13 protein-coding genes and 2 pseudogenes are annotated in these 15,812 nt (G+C 67.3%); 3 read left to right on the forward strand and 12 right to left on the reverse strand.

Annotation, left to right across the window (positions count from 1 at the left end; genetic code table 11):
• Positions 1 to 417, reverse strand: a pseudogene (locus ACE37B_RS16070) (pentapeptide repeat-containing protein); the annotation flags it as partial.
• On the opposite strand from ACE37B_RS16070, the pseudogene ACE37B_RS16075 reads away from it, so the two are divergent.
• Positions 333 to 647: pseudogene (locus tag ACE37B_RS16075) on the forward strand (pentapeptide repeat-containing protein); the annotation flags it as partial. The pseudogenes ACE37B_RS16070 and ACE37B_RS16075 sit on opposite strands and share 85 nt — an antisense overlap.
• Positions 648 to 760: 113 nt before the next feature.
• On the opposite strand, the gene ACE37B_RS16080 reads toward ACE37B_RS16075, so the two are convergent.
• The 4 genes from ACE37B_RS16080 to trhA all read right to left on the reverse strand — a co-directional run bounded on the left by ACE37B_RS16080 (position 761) and on the right by trhA (position 4,887).
• Entirely contained in the window at positions 761 to 2,044 is a 1,284-nt protein-coding gene (locus tag ACE37B_RS16080; protein ID WP_409924350.1) for a phosphotransferase, read from the reverse strand.
• Positions 2,045 to 2,169: 125 nt separating this feature from the next.
• Entirely contained in the window at positions 2,170 to 2,874 is a 705-nt protein-coding gene (locus ACE37B_RS16085) for a potassium channel family protein (RefSeq protein WP_409924351.1), read from the reverse strand.
• Positions 2,867 to 4,243 (reverse strand): TrkH family potassium uptake protein, encoded by a 1,377-nt coding sequence (locus ACE37B_RS16090; RefSeq protein ID WP_409924352.1) that lies wholly within the window; start codon positions 4,241 to 4,243, stop codon positions 2,867 to 2,869. Before ACE37B_RS16090 ends, ACE37B_RS16085 begins: the two co-directional genes overlap by 8 nt.
• Complete coding sequence (trhA, locus tag ACE37B_RS16095) at positions 4,240 to 4,887, reverse strand: PAQR family membrane homeostasis protein TrhA (protein ID WP_409924353.1); 648 nt, start codon at positions 4,885 to 4,887, stop codon at positions 4,240 to 4,242. Before trhA ends, ACE37B_RS16090 begins: the two co-directional genes overlap by 4 nt.
• Before the next feature lie 45 nt (positions 4,888 to 4,932).
• On the opposite strand from trhA, the gene ACE37B_RS16100 reads away from it, so the two are divergent.
• Positions 4,933 to 6,609 (forward strand): fumarate hydratase, encoded by a 1,677-nt coding sequence (locus tag ACE37B_RS16100; RefSeq protein ID WP_409924354.1) that lies wholly within the window; start codon positions 4,933 to 4,935, stop codon positions 6,607 to 6,609.
• On the opposite strand, the gene ACE37B_RS16105 is transcribed toward ACE37B_RS16100, so the two are convergent.
• From ACE37B_RS16105 to mscL, 6 genes are all read right to left on the reverse strand, one after another.
• Positions 6,610 to 8,319, reverse strand: coding sequence for an alpha/beta fold hydrolase (locus ACE37B_RS16105; RefSeq protein ID WP_409924355.1), 1,710 nt, complete (start codon positions 8,317 to 8,319; stop codon positions 6,610 to 6,612).
• Entirely contained in the window at positions 8,316 to 9,158 is an 843-nt protein-coding gene (locus ACE37B_RS16110) for an enoyl-CoA hydratase/isomerase family protein (protein ID WP_409924356.1), read from the reverse strand. The genes ACE37B_RS16105 and ACE37B_RS16110 overlap by 4 nt, the downstream gene beginning before the upstream one ends.
• Positions 9,155 to 10,060, reverse strand: coding sequence for a TIGR03564 family F420-dependent LLM class oxidoreductase (locus tag ACE37B_RS16115; RefSeq protein WP_409924357.1), 906 nt, complete (start codon positions 10,058 to 10,060; stop codon positions 9,155 to 9,157). Before ACE37B_RS16115 ends, ACE37B_RS16110 begins: the two co-directional genes overlap by 4 nt.
• A 61-nt stretch (positions 10,061 to 10,121) precedes the next feature.
• Entirely contained in the window at positions 10,122 to 11,738 is a 1,617-nt protein-coding gene (locus tag ACE37B_RS16120) for an ABC-F family ATP-binding cassette domain-containing protein (protein WP_409924358.1), read from the reverse strand.
• Positions 11,739 to 11,797: 59 nt separating this feature from the next.
• Positions 11,798 to 13,291 carry an SGNH/GDSL hydrolase family protein gene (locus tag ACE37B_RS16125; protein WP_409924359.1) on the reverse strand — a complete coding sequence of 498 codons (1,494 nt, stop codon included), beginning with the start codon at positions 13,289 to 13,291 and terminating at the stop codon, positions 11,798 to 11,800.
• A gap of 79 nt (positions 13,292 to 13,370) precedes the next feature.
• Complete coding sequence (gene mscL, locus ACE37B_RS16130) at positions 13,371 to 13,769, reverse strand: large conductance mechanosensitive channel protein MscL (protein ID WP_409924360.1); 399 nt, start codon at positions 13,767 to 13,769, stop codon at positions 13,371 to 13,373.
• 158 nt (positions 13,770 to 13,927) lie between these two features.
• Here mscL and ppk2 point away from each other — a divergent pair, with 158 nt between their 5' ends.
• Positions 13,928 to 14,941 (forward strand): polyphosphate kinase 2, encoded by a 1,014-nt coding sequence (gene ppk2 / locus ACE37B_RS16135; RefSeq protein ID WP_409924361.1) that lies wholly within the window; start codon positions 13,928 to 13,930, stop codon positions 14,939 to 14,941.
• 27 nt (positions 14,942 to 14,968) lie between these two features.
• Here ppk2 and ACE37B_RS16140 read toward each other — a convergent pair whose 3' ends face one another.
• Positions 14,969 to 15,745: an SDR family NAD(P)-dependent oxidoreductase gene (locus ACE37B_RS16140; RefSeq protein ID WP_409924362.1), complete on the reverse strand. Its 777-nt coding sequence runs from the start codon at positions 15,743 to 15,745 to the stop codon at positions 14,969 to 14,971.
• Between the last annotated feature and the right edge of the window lie 67 nt (positions 15,746 to 15,812).

A 15,812-nucleotide genomic window follows, 5' to 3' on the forward strand; every position in this document is an offset into this window, starting at 1 on the left:
CCGGATCGGCCGGAGTATCGATCGACACCGGATCGGCCGGAGTATCGATCGACACGGGATCGGCCGGGGTGTTGACCGACACCGGCTCGTCGGGGGTGTCCGCAGCGGGAGCCGGAGCGGGTGCCGGCGCCGGTGCGGGGGCCGGCGTGTCGAGTGAGTCCAGCGTGACCGGCGTCTGCACCGACATCGGGGACGGGTCGTCGGGGCTGTCGAACGGCGAGTCCAAGGAATCCTGAACGCTCTCGAACGGGGAATCCAACGACTCCGGCGACGGATCGAAATCCGGAACCGAGTTCTCCGGAACCGAGTTCTCCGGAACCGAGTTCTCCGGAACCGAGTTCTCCGGAACCGAGTTCTCCGGAACCGAGTTCTCCGGAACCGAGTTCTCCGGAACCGAGTTCTCCGGAACCGAGTTCTCCGGAACCGAGTTGCCCGGAACCGAGTTGCCCGGAACCGAGTTCTCCGGAACCGTGGTCGACGAGCTGTCGTCGCCGGACTCGAGCAGTTCGGTCGGCTGGCGGAGATCGTTGAGCGAGATCCCCGAGGTGTTGCCGGCGGCAGCGGCGGCTCCCACCGAGAGGCTGGCGGCTGCGGTGGTGCCGATGATCATCTTCCAACGTGTGGGTCGCATGTCGTGTTCCTCCTGAGGTGATCGGACGGGTGTCCGGTTGTCGTGGTGATGAGATCCATGGTGCGGGTCGTCGATGAGACCCTGAGGAGACGACGATGAGACTTCTCTCACCGTGGCCCCTGCCCCGTCTCAGTCGGGCGGGCGGTCGCGTCGTGCGCTCGCGATCCAGTCGCCCGCCAGATCGAGGCGGGTGAGGGTGTGGCGCTCCCAGTCCGGTTCGAGCACCCGGAACGAGCCCGTCGCGAGGCCGACCACGGCACCGGCGATCCGCAACCGCAGATCGGCCCGGTCGTGCCGTTGCTCGGCGTGCGCCAGAAGCCGGGCGCCGAAGCGACGGATCGGCGCCGAGGGCCGCGACACCAGGGCCAGCACCGACAGGTGCGCACAGAAGTTGGCGATGTCGTCGACCCGGTGACCAGCGCCCGCCGTGTCGACATCGAGCAGGCCGACGACGCGACCACCCTCGACCATCAACTGCGCCTCGTACATGTCGCCGTGAATCGGCACGACCGGGTGCTCGACCGCCGCGTCGGACGCCGCGTCGAGCCGACCGATCACCTCGCCGACCCGCCGGGCTGCACCCGGCACGGTCGTCGCGATCGAGTCGGCGTGGAGGCGGGCGAGGTCGAGCCAGTTCGTGCGAAGCGCTCGTTCGGCCAGTTCCGCCGGCAGGTGATCGAGCAGGCTGTCGATCTCGGCAGGGTCGGGAACGTCCCCGTCGGAGTGCAGCACCTCGCGCAACGTGGCGCCACCGATTCCGGGCAACACGACGATGCCTTCGTTCGTCCACCCGATGCTGTCGGGGACCGGCAGCCGACCGGCGAGCGAGCGGTGCGTTTCGTGGAGCGCTTCGGCTCGGTGGGGTCGGACGACCTTGAGGAACACGCGGACCGTGCCGTTGTCGGCCTCGACGACCGCTCGTCGCCCGGGGCGGTAGGCGCGAACTCGCAGCACGACTGGGTCGTCGCCGAGGCCGAGGTCGGCGAACAGCCGACCGACGTGGCCCGGATCGATCGCTGCGGCGAGCCCCGGGAGCATCGGATCGTTCGGCCAATGCCACAGTGCGACCGTGTCGTCGCCGCGGCCCATGCGGATGGCGTGCTCGGGGAGTTTCCGACCGAGCAGCGCGACGAGCGGTTCGGTGGTCGTCGTCCCGCTCGGCCAGCGCACGTCGACGTCGTAGCGAACCGTGGTCGAACTTCCCGAGCGATAGGCGACCTGGCGGGGCCGAACAGCGAGCGCGTCGGCGTCGAGCATCCGGAAGTACTCGGTCGACATCTCGGCGGCATCGCGCCCGAGGAGCGTCTTCAGCGCAGCCGGCCACGTCGGCTCGATCGCAACGGCGCTGGACATGACGGCGCCGGACGAACCCGAGACGGCCGACGAGGGGCGGGGGCGCGTGGCGCTGCTCATGGCCCTGCATCTGCGCACGCCCCGATGAAGCCACGCTGAGAACCAGATGAAAGATCTCTTAGAAACGTCGACCAAACGGTCCCGGAACCGAGCGATCCCGCCGGTCAGGCGCAGTCAGACGGGGTTCAGGTCGACGCGGCGAAGCGATCGAGATCTCGGCGGTGACCGGCGACGACGACAAGATCGTTCGCACTCAGCACGGTCTCGCGGTCGGCGTAGGTGAAGGCGCCGCCGACGGGCTTGTGGCACACCACGGTGACCTTGTACTGGCGGCGCAGGTCGCTGTCGCCGAGCGGTACCCCGACCAACTCGGGAGGGGCGGCCATCTCGACCAGCGCGAAATCGGCGTCGAGCGCCACGTACTCGAGCAATCCGCCTGTGACCAGGTGCGCGACCCGGCTGCCCATCTCGGCTTCTGGGAACACGACGTTGTGGGCGCCGACACGGGCCAGGATCCGGCCGTGCGCTTCGGTCTGCGCCTTGGCCCAGATGTTGGGGATCTCGAGGTCGGCAAGCGCCGCTGTGGTCAGCACGCTGGCCTCGACGTCTGCGCCGATGCACACGACCACGCTCGTCGCGTCGGCCACCCCGACCTGGCGGAGCGCGTCGATGTTGGTCGTGTCGACCTGCGCGACGTGCGTCAGGAGCTCGGTGTGTTCCTGCACGCGCTTGGCAGATTCGTCGAGCCCGAGTACCTCGTGGCCCATGTCGATGAGCGTGCTCGACAGCGACGACCCGAATCGACCCAGACCGATGACGACGACTTCGCCGCGGTGCTCGATGCGCTGGCCGAGGCCTCGCAGCATGTGATGGACGAATTTCTCAGCCAATGATCGGACGCTCCTCCGGGTGACGATAGAGCCGTTCGCGGCTCCGCAGCGCGATCGCAGCCACGAAGGTGGTCGGTCCGACTCGACCGACCAGCATCACGAGGACGAGCAGCAGGTGCCCGAACGTACCGATGCCCCCGGTGACCCCCGTCGAGAGTCCCACGGTTCCGAACGCCGACGTCGCCTCGAACAGCGCCGACGACAGCGTCAACCCGTCGGTCGCCGTCAGCGCGAGCGAGGTGACCACGACGAACGCCAACGACAGCACCGTGATGGTGAGCGCCTGGCGAATCATCGATTCGGGGATGCGCCGCCGGAACACGTTGACGTCGGGCGTACTGCGCACCTCGGCCCACAGCACGGCGATCAGCACGGCCACGGTCGTCACCTTGATCCCACCGCTGGTCGACGCCGGACCGGAACCGATGAACATCAACACCGACGTCCCGAACAGCGTCGGCTCGTTCATCGACCCGACGTCGATCGTGTTGAAGCCTGCCGTTCTCGGGGTGACCCCGTGGAACCAACTCGCGTTGAGCTTGTCGCCGAGACTCAGCGCACCGAGCGTCTCGGGGTTGGTCCACTCGAACGTGAGCACCATCACCGGCCCGATGACGAGCAGCACGAGCGTGGCGGCGATGGTCAGGCGCAGGTGCAGGCTCCAGGGCGCCGCCCGAGCGAGGTACTCGTCTCGATGGTTTCTCCGTCGCCGCTCCTGACGCAGCCGGCGGGCCGCTTCCACCATCACGGGAAAGCCGAGTCCGCCGATGATGAAGCCGAACGTGACCGGCAACGTCACGAACGGGTCGCCGACGAAGCGAGCCATGCTGTCGGAGTAGAGCGAGATCCCGGCGTTGTTGAACGTGGCGATCGAGTGGAACACCGCCGAGTACAGCGATGCCCCGACGCCGTCTTCGACATCGTTCTGCCAGAACCGCACGAACAGCACAGCAGCGAGCGTGCCCTCCACCACCAACGTGATCCGGGCGATCGCCCAGAGCAAGCGACTGAGTTCGCCGAAGTCGACGGCACCGATCTCGGCTTGCGCCAACTTGCGCTGGCGGAGTCCGACGTGGCGGAACGCGACCAGCGCGATGACCGAACCGATCGTCATGATCCCGAACCCACCGACCTGGATCAGCCCGAGCACGACCAACTCGCCGAACACGGAAAGTTCCGCGATGTCGATCGTCGACAGCCCGGTCACCGTCGTCGCCGACGTCGACAGGAACAGGGCGTCCTCGAACGCCAGACCGGCCGACGTGTCGCTCGAAAGGGGAAGCGTCAGCAGCAACATGCCGAGCACGATCAGCGCCGAGAACGACGCGAGGATCAACTGGGCCGGCGAACGGATCAGCGAGAGGTTCAAGCGACCAACGATGCAACGGCGGCGAAATGCAGCGCTGCTGCCACCACGACGAAGCTGTGCCACACCTCGTGGTACCCGAAGGTACGCGGCCACGGGTCGGGCCGCTTGAGGAAGAGCACCGGGATGCCGAGCGTGTAGATCAGCCCACCGGCGACGACGAGGGAGAACTGCAACCCTGTCAAGTTGTCGAACAGCACCGGGCCGGCGGCGACCACCGCCCACCCCATCGCCGGGTAGAGCATGTACGACAGCCACTGCAGGCGATCGAATGCGACGACCTTCATCAGCACCCCGAGCAACGCCGCCCCGCCCACGACCGACAGCAGCGGGATGCCCCAGCTCCGGGGCATCGCGACGATCGTCATCGGCACGTACGTTCCAGCGATCAGGACGTAGATGCCGGCGTGATCGAGACGCTGCATGCGGCGTCGAGCCGCGTCCGACTTGGCGAGCGTGTGGTACGCGGCCGACATCCCGAACATGACCAGCAGCGACGCTGCATACACCGACGCTGCGGCACGAGCGGCGCTTCGATCAGCAGCGACGATCAGCAACACGCCAGCGGGAATCGCGAGCAAGAACGCTGCCGCGTGCATCCGCCCTCGCCACGAGGGGCGTTCGGCGGAGTCGGCACTGGACGTCATCACCAGAAAATGTAGCGGGCGACCGCCGCTGCGTAGGCTCTGCGCATGGCGTCCGACGAACAAATCCCCGAGATCGACTACACCGAGATGTTCCCGCTCGGGCCCGACGACACCGAGTATCGGCTGGTCTCGACCGAAGGTGTGTCGACGTTCGAGACACCCGAGGGCACGTTTCTCAATGTGGAGCCCGAAGCCATCCGAGCGCTCACCGCGGCAGCGATGCACGACATCGCCCATTTCTTGCGAACGAGCCACCTGCAGCAGCTCCGCAACATCCTCGACGATCCCGAAGCATCCGACAACGACCGCTTCGTCGCGCTCGACCTGCTGAAAAACGCGTCGATCGCCGCCGGCGGGGTCCTGCCGATGTGCCAGGACACGGGCACGGCGATCGTCAAGGCGAAGAAGGGTCAGTACGTGTTCACGGGCGGCGGCGACGAGCGTCAGATCGCGCTCGGTATCGCCGACACGTACCTCACCTCGAACCTGCGCTACTCGCAGATGGCACCGCTCGACATGTACACCGAGAAGAACACCGGCACCAACCTGCCGGCCGAGATCAAGATCCAGGCCATCGACGGTGACGCCTACAAGTTCTTGTTCATGGCCAAGGGCGGCGGGTCCGCGAACAAGAGCTACCTGTTCCAGGAAACCAAGGCGCTGCTCAACGAGGCGACGCTCCTGCCGTGGATCTTCGACAAGATCCAGGCGATCGGCACCTCGGCGTGCCCGCCGTACCACTTGGCGATCGTCATCGGCGGCACCTCGGCCGAGATCGCCGTCGAGACCGCGAAGCTGGCCTCCGCGCGCTACCTCGACACGCTGCCGACGTCGGGTTCGCCGTCGGGCCACGCCTTCCGTGACCTCGAACTCGAGGCCAAGGTCTTGCAGTTGGCACAGAGCACCGGAGTCGGCGCGCAGTTCGGCGGCAAGTACCTCTGCCACGACGTGCGAATCATCCGCCTCCCGCGTCACGGCGCGTCGTGCCCGGTCGGCATGGCCGTGAGTTGCTCGGCCGACCGCCAGGCGCTCGGCAAGATCACCGCCGAGGGCCTCTTCCTGGAACAGCTCGAAACCGACCCGGCGCGCTTTCTCCCCGCCGTCGACGCCTCTGCGCTGCTCGGGAGCGAGCCCGTGCACATCGACCTCAACCGGCCGATGGACGAGATCCGAGCAACGCTGTCCGAGCTGGCGGTCACGACCCAGGTGATGCTGAGCGGGCCGATGATCGTCGCTCGCGACATCGCTCACGCCAAGATCAAGGAACGCCTCGACGCCGGCGAGGAGATGCCGCAGTCGTGGAAGGATCACGCCGTCTACTACGCGGGCCCAGCGAAGACCCCGGAGGGCTACGCATCCGGTTCGTTCGGGCCGACCACGGCGGGCCGTATGGACTCCTACGTCGCCGAGTTCCAGGCCGCTGGCGGGTCGATGGTGATGTTGGCGAAGGGCAACCGGTCCCAGCAGGTGACCGACTCGTGCGAACGCAACGGCGGGTTCTACCTGGGCTCGATCGGCGGGCCGGCCGCGCGGCTGGCACTCGACAACATCCGTAAGGTCGAGGTGCTGGAGTACCCCGAACTCGGTATGGAGGCGATCTGGAAGATCGAGGTCGAGAACTTCCCGGCGTTCATCGTCGTCGACGACAAGGGCAACGACTTCTACGCACAGGTGCGTGCCGACGCCTCGATGCCAGCCTCGATGCCGGTCTCGATCCGCTGATCAGCAGCGTGCGGCGGCAGCCGTCGCGGCCACCGTCGACGCGTCGGAGGTGACGTCGAGGACCATGTGGCTCACGATCCGATCGTCGACGACACCGTCGACGATCATCCCGCTGGCGATACATGCAGCGTCTCCATCGACACGCTCGTGTACTTCGATGGCGTCGGTGAGCCAGTCGATCGCCTCGCTCTCGCCGTAGCCGAAGAGGTCGTCGGCCAGTTCGGTGTCGTCGACCGCGTCCTCGATCATCGAGCAGCGCGTGCCGTCGGGGGGACGCACGTTCGACACGAACTGCGCCGCCACGGCGTCGTCGATGCAGTCGGTCCATCCCGGGAACGCGGTGTGGCCCACTCCCTCCCAGATCAGATGTGAGGCATCGCCGATCGCCGCGGCGAAATCCGGTGCGTGCTTGCCGGGCGTGAGCGGGTCGTACTCGGTTCCGATGACCAGCATCGGCACGTCGATGTCGACGGCGCTCACCTGCTGGACGGCGCGCTCGTTCGCGGGAAGCCCGTCGCAGAACGTCGAGTCGACCGACCACCGCCCGAGGTCGGCGCAGTAGATCATGAAGTTGGCATCGGCGAAGTTGCTGACCGATTCGCCGCCCGGACCGTCGCCGTCGGGGCCGGCGATCATCGAGGCCAGCGCCGACGCGTCGCCGCCGTCGGCGTCGTCGAGCGCGGTCGCGAGCAGCTCCCAGTCCCCGGCGAACCCGAGCGACTGATCCAGAAGTCTCTGGAAGTCCTCGACGGTCACCCGTGCAGGATCGGCATCGAAGTCGTCGGTCGCGAGATCGCCGACCGACAGGTACAAGAGGTCGACGACGACCGCTGCGCTGCGCCCGGGCAGACAGCGATCGGTCAGGTCGCAGAGTTCGATCAACCGGTCGAACGCCTCGTCTCGGCCGTCGTCGGCGAACACGGCGAACGCTCCCTCGAACGGCCCGTCGGTCGAACCGACCAGCGGATCGGTGACCCCGTCGAGCACGAACGCCCCGACGCGGTCGGGGTGCGCCCGAGCGAACTCCGAGCCCAAGATCGAGCCGTAGCTGAAGCCGAGGTAGTCCAGGCGTTGCTCTCCCAGCGCCACGCGAATCGCCTCCATGTCGGCGGCGGAGTACGGCGCGGCCAGGTACGCACTGAGTTCTCCCGTCAGCGCGACGCACGTCGCCATGTAGCCGACGTCGAACGAGTCCGCGCCGCCGCAGTCGATCACCGGCATCGAGCGCCCGACACCACGCGGGTCCCAGCTCACGATGTCGAACCCTCGCAGCAATTCGGTGGGCATCGCCGACCGGAGTCCCCACGCCGTCGGCAGACCCGCAGCACCCGGGCCGCCTGGGTTGATCAACAACGATCCGAGGCGGTCGCCGGTCGCGCGATGACGGGTCAGTGCGAGTTCGACGGAGCCCAGCGACGCGTCGACGCCGAACGGATCCATGTCGACGGTGAGGCGGCCACATTCCCAGTTCGGGGTCTGCTGCGTGGTGCGCTCGGGGATCCCGAAGTCGTCACACGGGCCCCAGGCGATCGCGCCGGTCGGTGCCTGGTCGTCGTCCGACGGACCGTCGGTCGCATCGGGGAGGCCGGCCTGGCCATCCGGTCGCAGCGGACCGGCGATCAGGTCGGCGGACTCGACATCGACGTCCGGCGACGGCGAGCAGGCCGCGACCGTCGCCGCGACGGCGACGAGCAGGGCACGGTGCTTCACCCGAGTTCGCCCGCCAGCGCTCCGAGGCGACGCTCGCCATCAGGGGTCTGCCCACCGGAGTGCATGAACGTCGCCATCGCCCGCTGTGTCTCGTCGGAACCGAGAGTGCGGTTGAACGCAGCGCCTTCCGCCAACAGGTCGCCGGTGACGCCGCGCTCGGCGCGCAACACCGACGCCTTCGCCTCGGCGACGGCATGCGCCGGGAACGACGCGATGCGCTCAGCCAGACGATCGACGAATGCGGTGATCTCGTCGGCGGGCAGCACGCGATTGATCCAACCCCAGTCGCACGCCGTCCGGGCGTCGATGTCGTCACAGCCGAGGATCGCCTCGAGCGCCCGGCCTCGGCCGATCAGACGAGGCAACCGTACGGTTCCACTGCCGCCAGGGAGGATCCCCAAGGCCACCTCGGGCTGGTTGAACACGGCGGTGGGCGTCGCGAATCGCATGTCGCAGCTCAACGCCAACTCGGACCCGCCACCGCCGACGCGGCCCTCGATCTGTGCGATCGTCGGCTTCGGCATCGTGCGGAGGGTCTCGCACATCCGATGGAACCCGTTGAGGTCGACGGGCGGTGGCTGATCGGGCGGGAACCCGCGGATCGCCTCCACGTCGAAGTGAGCGATGAACCATTCCGGGTTCGCCGAGCGAAGGACGACCGCCCGGACCGACTCGTCATCGGCGAGCAGCGCGGTGACGTTCGCGATCTCGGCGAACACCTCCAAGGTCATCAGGTTGATCGGCGCATGATCGACGAGCACGACGGCGACGCCGCGCTCGTCGACCGACACAGTGACGGCCGGGGAGTCGGCGGGCCGAGAATGGTCGGGAGCGGTCACAGCAACTGCTTGACCGCGGCCCGAGTCGCAGCGGCCTCGTCGGGATTGCCAGGAAACTCGACCGTCGCGAAGTCGGTCACGCCGATCTCGGCCAGACGTCCGATCCGTTCGACCACTTCATCAGCCGATCCCGTGATCGCGATGTCTTCCGGCCCAGCCGCGCCTTCGCGGTCGAGCATCGCCCGGTAGCTCGGCAGCGAACCGTAGATCTCGAACACCTTGGCCGCTCGTGCCTTGGCCCCCTCGAAATCGTCGGTCACACAAACCGGGAGCGCAGCGATCACCCGCGGTGTCGGGCGATCGGCGGCGTCGGCGGCCGCGTTGATCGTCGGAATGGTGTGCTCGGCGAGCGTGATCGGACCCGTGCACCAGGTGAGCGTGCCGTCGGCGAGTTCGGCGGCGACTTTCAGCATCTGGGGGCCGAGCGCGGCGATGACCGTACCGAAGGGCTGGGAGCCGACCGCGTTGACCGCCGCGTGCGTCGAGTAGTGCTCGCCCGAGTACGACACCGGTTCGTTGCGTGACAGTGGCCCGAGGATGCTCATGTAGTCGCGGATGTGCCCGATCGGCTTGTCGTAGCTCATGCCCATCATGTTCTCGATCACGATCTTGTGGCTGAGGCCGATGCCGAGCGTCAGGCGCCCTTCGGCAACTGCGTTGACGGTGAGGCACTGCTGCGCCAACGCCATCGGATGGCGCGGATAGGTCGGCACCACCGAGGTTCCGAGCTCGATGCGCGGCACCTCGCGGGCGGTCACCGCCAGCGCGGTCAGTGCGTCGTGTCCGAAGATCTGCGGCGCCCAATAGGTGGCGAACCCGTCCGCTTCGGCCTGCTTGGCCTCGGCGACGACGTCGTCGACCGTTCCGTCGTTGATGGTTCCACCGAAGTATCCGATACGCATGACGTCGAGCGTAGTTCGCCATGTGCACACGGGCCCGACCATCCGGTCAGGTCGGGTCGGTTCAGGCCATCTCGACGAGGTCGAGCCACTCTTCGGAGAAGTAGTCGACGTCGCCGTCGGGCATGAGCAACACCTTCGTCGGCGCGAGTTGCTTGACGAAGTCGGTGTCGTGGCTGACGAAGATGATCGCACCGGGCCAGTCGATGAGGGCGTTGGCGATCGCTTCGCGTGACGGCGGATCGAGGTTGTTCGTCGGTTCGTCGAGCAACAGCATGTTGTTCTTGCCGGTCATCAGCATCGCCAGAGCGAGCTTCGTCTTCTCGCCGCCCGACAGCGTGCCGGATTCCTGGAACACCTTGTCGCCGGAGAGCCCGAACATGCCGAGCAGACCGCGCAGGTGGGAGTCGCCCATCTCGACACCCGGCGGCACGGAGTCACGCAGGTTGGTCAGCAGGTTCTCGTGCACACGCAGGTTGTCGTGCTCCTGGGCGTAGTAGCCGGCCTGGACGCGGTAGCCGAACTCGAAGTGTCCGAGGTCGGCGAGCGTCTCGCCGGCCAGGATGCGCAGCAGGCTGGTCTTGCCCGCACCGTTGAGGCCCAGCACCAGCAGACGCTCGGCACGGCCGAGATCGAACGCGATGTCTTCGAACACGGGCGGGCCGCCATACCCCTTGCAGAGCATCTCGGCGGTGATCACCGTCTCGCCACACGGTGGTGGCGGCGGGAAGCGCACGTTGGCGGTCTTCTTCGATTGCGGTGCGTCGACCCGGTTCGATTCGAGTCGGGCGATCTTCTTCTCCATCGAGTGCGCCATCGCCGCTTTGGTCGCCTTGGCGCCGAAGCGGTCGACGACTCCCTGCATGCGGGCGATCTCCTTGGATTGCTGCGCCGCCTTCTTCGCCTGACGCGCTTCGTCTTCGGCTCGCCCGCGGAGGTACTGCGAGTAGGTGCCGCGGTACTCGATGACGGTCCCCACGGCGTCTTCGGCCGGACGATCGAGGTGCAGCACGCGGGTGATGGCCTCGTCGAGCAGGTCGAGGTCGTGGCTGATCACCAGCAACGCGCCCTTGTACTGGCGCATGTACTGCAGCAACCAGGTCTTGGCGTCGATGTCGAGGTGGTTGGTCGGCTCGTCGAGGCAGAGCACGTCGGTGCCGGCGAACAAGATGCGCGACAGCTCCACGCGACGGCGCTCACCGCCCGAGAGCACGCTCAGCGGCAGGTCGAGTCGGTCCTGAGGCAACCCCAGGCCGACCGCCATCGCCCGCGCTTCGCTCTCCGCGGCGTACCCACCGGTTGTGCGGAACATCTCCTCGGCCTTGATGTAGCGGCTGACGTTGCGCTCGTCGGGATTTTCCTCCATCGCGATGCGGAGCTTCTCCATGCGGACGATCTCGTCGTCGATCCCCTTGCCGGACAGGATGTGGGTGACGCAGGTGCGGCCGTCGAGCGCGGTGTCGATCTTGGGATCTTGTGGCAGATACCCGAACCCGCCTTTACGCATCACCTTGCCGGCGGCAGGCTCGACGGCGCCGCCGAGCACCTTGAACAGACTGGTCTTGCCGGCACCGTTGCGCCCGACGATCCCGACCTTGTCGCGCGCCATGACGGTGAACGAGGCGCGGTCGACGACGAGTCGACCTCCGACCTCTACCGACACCGCCTGCGCTTGGAGCATCCGATCAGGCTACGAAGCACGACCCCGAAAGCCGCGCCACACCGCACCGACCGCTCCACTCAGGGGTCGCCGGTGGTGGACGTCGCAGCATCACCGCCGGTGGTCCCGCCGGTCGAGCCGGTCGTCGTGGCGCCCGTGGTCCCCGTCGTCGATCCACCGGTCGTGCCGGAGGTGCCCGACGTCGTGGCGCCCGTGGTTCCCGTCGTCCCGGTCGTCCCGGTCGTGCCCGACGTCGTGCCGCCCGTGGTCCCCGTCGTCGATCCACCGGTGGTGCCGGTCGTGTCGGACCCACCCGTCGTCCCGGTCGTCCCCGTCGTGTCGGACCCACCCGTCGTCCCGGTCGTCCCCGTCGTGTCGGACCCACCGGTCGTGTCGGTCCCGGTCGTGTCGGACCCACCGGTCGTGTCGGTCCCGGTCGTGTCGGACCCACCCGTGGTGTCGGTCCCGGTCGTGTCGGACCCACCCGTGGTGTCGGTCCCGGCCGTGTCGGACCCACTCGTGGTGTCGGTCCCGGCCGTGTCGGACCCACCCGTCGAGTCGGACCCCGTCGTGTCGGACCCACCCGTCGTATCGGTCCCGGTCGTGTCGGACCCACCCGTCGAGTCGGACCCCGTCGTGGAACCGCCAGTAGTCGTCGTGGAGCCGCCGGTCGACGACGAACTCGAGCCACCGCTGGTCGACGACGACGAGCCGCCTCCGGTCGACGATGACGAGCCATTCGGCGTGCCGCCGCCTCGACCGATCGCCGAGTCGTCGGTGAACTGCGCACGCAGGCAGTCGCCGTCCACACCCGTGAACGACCCGAGCGCCGCCGAGGTCAACTCGACCAGCACCTGTTCGCCAGCGTCGCCCGGATGCAAGCCGTCGCCGCTCAAGACCCCGGGCGTGCGAGCGGCCTTCTCCCAGTCGATCAGCGTGACATGGTCGAACGCGTCGGCGAGCGCTCGGATGACGGCATTGGCCTCGCTCCACGATGGGCGAAACTCGGTGACGGTGAACAGCAGGGTGGGTCGAGGGGCGAGGCGGTCGAGCACCCGGGCGAGGTCGGAGAAGAACATCTCCTGGTCCCCGTCGTAGTTGCTGCCGAGATGCACCGCCGCTGCATCCCAGTCTTCGCTCGGATCGGGGTTCGGTTCGTCGGGGAGCAGCCGATCGAGGACGCGTAAGCCGAACCCGACGAACCGACCCGGCTCGGCTTCGACGGCGGTCGCCCAGCCGAGCGGCGCGAGTTCCTCGCACATCTCACCACCGAACCGCGACGCCGTCGACGCCATGATCGAATCACCGATGACCAGCAGCCGGTTGCCCGCGACCTGCTCGGCGATCGGAGCGAGCAGCGCGCCGGTGTCTTCGTCGACGGGGCGAGTCACCACGACGAGCGGCTCGGTGGTGGTGACCGATCGCTCGTCCTCCGGCACGGTGTCGGGAAGCCGACCGACACCGGCGACGGTCGGCACCGGCGTCGGCGAGACCGTCACTTCGTCGTCAGCGCCGGCTCCACCGCCGCACGCGCCCAGCACGAGAGCGAGCGCGAGCGGCAGACGAAAACGCATCCCGACATTGAAGCGCCTTTGGGGGCCCTCGTGACGTCACGACGCCAGAACGCGCGAGTACCTCGCTGGCGCTGGCCGGTCAGCCGTTGTTGGACTTGAGCTGGTCGCGGATCTCGGTGAGCAAGTCGACCTCGCTCGGACCCGTAGCTTCCTCTTCCTTCTCGGCAAGCAGCTTGTTGTACGCCTTGACGATCAGGAAGCAGACGAAGCCCACGATCACGAACGTGACCAACGCGGTGATGACCGTGCCGAACTCGAGGTAGGTCGGCGGATCTCCGGCGATCGGGTCGCCGTCGTTGATCTTGAGACGTGCGACGCTGTCGAAGTTCGGCTTACCGAAGATCGCAGCGATCAGGTTGAGGATGACGCCATCGACGATCGCTGTGACGACCGGAGCGAAGAACGTCGCGAGGACCACGGCGATCGCGAGGTCGATGAGGTTGCCTCGGGTGATGAAATCCTTGAATTCCTTGAGCATGATGGTGTTCTCCTGAACTCGCTCGCTTGAAGGTGGTTCCCCTCCCCGGCGCAGAGTCAAGCACACTCGTCGGGGTCGGTTGAACACCGGACCATCCGCGAGCGGAACAACGACGGACCGGTGGCGCAACAGCGCAGGTTCGTGTTCGATAGGGAACGATGTCTGAGCAACCGCCACACGCCCAAGAAGTGCAGTACGGCACCGTCGACGCACCGGAGCTGATCAGATGGCTGCGCGAACTGTCGCCCGAGGAGTTCGTCGAGCGCGGATTCTCCGTGCACGGCACCTTCGACGAAGTCGACGACCCGGTCCTGATCGGCCCGAACGGGCTGCCCATCGAATCATGGCGCGAGGGATATCCGTTCGACGAGCGCCTGTCGCGAGCGGAGTACGACCGCACCAAGCGGCTGCTGCAGATCGAGCTGCTCAAGGCCCAGGCGTGGATCTCAGAAACCGGTCAGCGCCTCGTCGTCGTGTTCGAAGGGCGCGACGCAGCCGGCAAGGGCGGCACGATCAAGCGCTTCACCGAACACCTGAACCCTCGCGGGACGACCGTCGTCGCACTGGGGGTTCCTTCCGAACGCGAGCGAGGCCAGTGGTACTTCCAGCGCTACGTCTCGCTGATGCCGACCGCCGGAGAGATCACGCTGTTCGATCGCTCCTGGTACAACCGAGCCGTGGTCGAGCGGGTGATGGGCTTCTGCACGCCCGACCAGCACGAACAGTTCATGCTGCAGGTACCCGAAGTCGAACGGCTCCTGGTCGAATCGGGCACGAAGCTCGTCAAGTTGTGGTTCTCGGTGTCTCGACGCGAACAACTCAACCGGTTCACGATCCGCCACATCGACCCGGTGCGACAGTGGAAGCTGAGCCCGGTCGATCTCGCCTCGCTCGACAAGTGGGACAGCTACACGGCAGCGAAGAACGAGATGTTCGCGCGCACCCACACCGGCGCCGCGCCATGGACCGTGGTGCGTTCGAACGACAAGAAGCGAGGTCGTGTCGAGGCGATGCGTTTCGTGCTCGACCAACTCGACTACCCGGAGAAGGACGAGTCGGTCGTCGGCTCGCCGAACTCGGCGATCGTCGGCCCTCCCGACGTCACCGGCATGGACGAAGGCGAACAGCGTCAGCCAGCCAGCAACGAGTGGGCCTCCTGGTCGAACGGGTGACCAGCCGCGCCGGCGAGGGGCGACGCACTAGCGAGCGGTCCAGCCGCCGTCGACGAGGAGCGAGTGCCCGGTGACGAACCCACCCGCATCGCTCGCCAACAGCAGCAACGCCCCGTCGAGTTCGTCTTCGTGGCCCATTCGCTGCAGTGGCGTGTTCGACCGGACGAATGCTTGGCTGGAGTCGTCGGTGTCCATGTCGCCGGTCATCTCCGACTTGAACCATCCGGGGCTGAGCGCGTTGACCCGGATCCCTTTGCGTGCCCACTGCAAGGCGAGCTCGCGGGTCATGTTGACGACGGCTCCCTTGGTCGCGCAGTAGTGCGCCTGCTTCACCGGCGTCGAGCCGACGTGGCCGAGCATCGACGCCACGTTCACGATGGATCCACGACCGATCTCGATCATCGAGGGAGCGCACAGCTTGGAGAGATGCCAGATCGCGGTCACGTTGACCTCCATCGCAAACCGGAACTGATCGAGTGTCTCATCCTCCACCGCGGTTTTCTGACCGACGCCAGCGTTGTTGACCAAGATGTCGACCCGACCGAAGTGCTCCAGCGTCGTCGCGACGACCGCTTCGCGATCCGACTCCGACGAGAGATCGGCGGCGACGACCAGCGAACCGGGAAGCTCGTCGCTCAACGCCTCGAGTCGCTCCCGTCGGCGAGCGACGAGCACGACGCGGGCGCCGACCGAATGCAACACACGGGCAAACCGCTCACCGAGCCCCGCCGACGCGCCCGTCACGATCGCGACGCGGTCGTCGAGGCGGAAGAGGGCGAGCGGGTCGAGAGGAGATGTGTTCATGCAGCGCAAACTATGACGCGCGCCCCGGGCAGACCTGATCGGCGGCGTGTGGAGCGCGCGGTTGCTT

It is taken from the genome of Ilumatobacter sp. (genome assembly GCF_046290335.1).
In the GTDB taxonomy this organism is placed as follows: domain Bacteria; phylum Actinomycetota; class Acidimicrobiia; order Acidimicrobiales; family Ilumatobacteraceae; genus Ilumatobacter_A.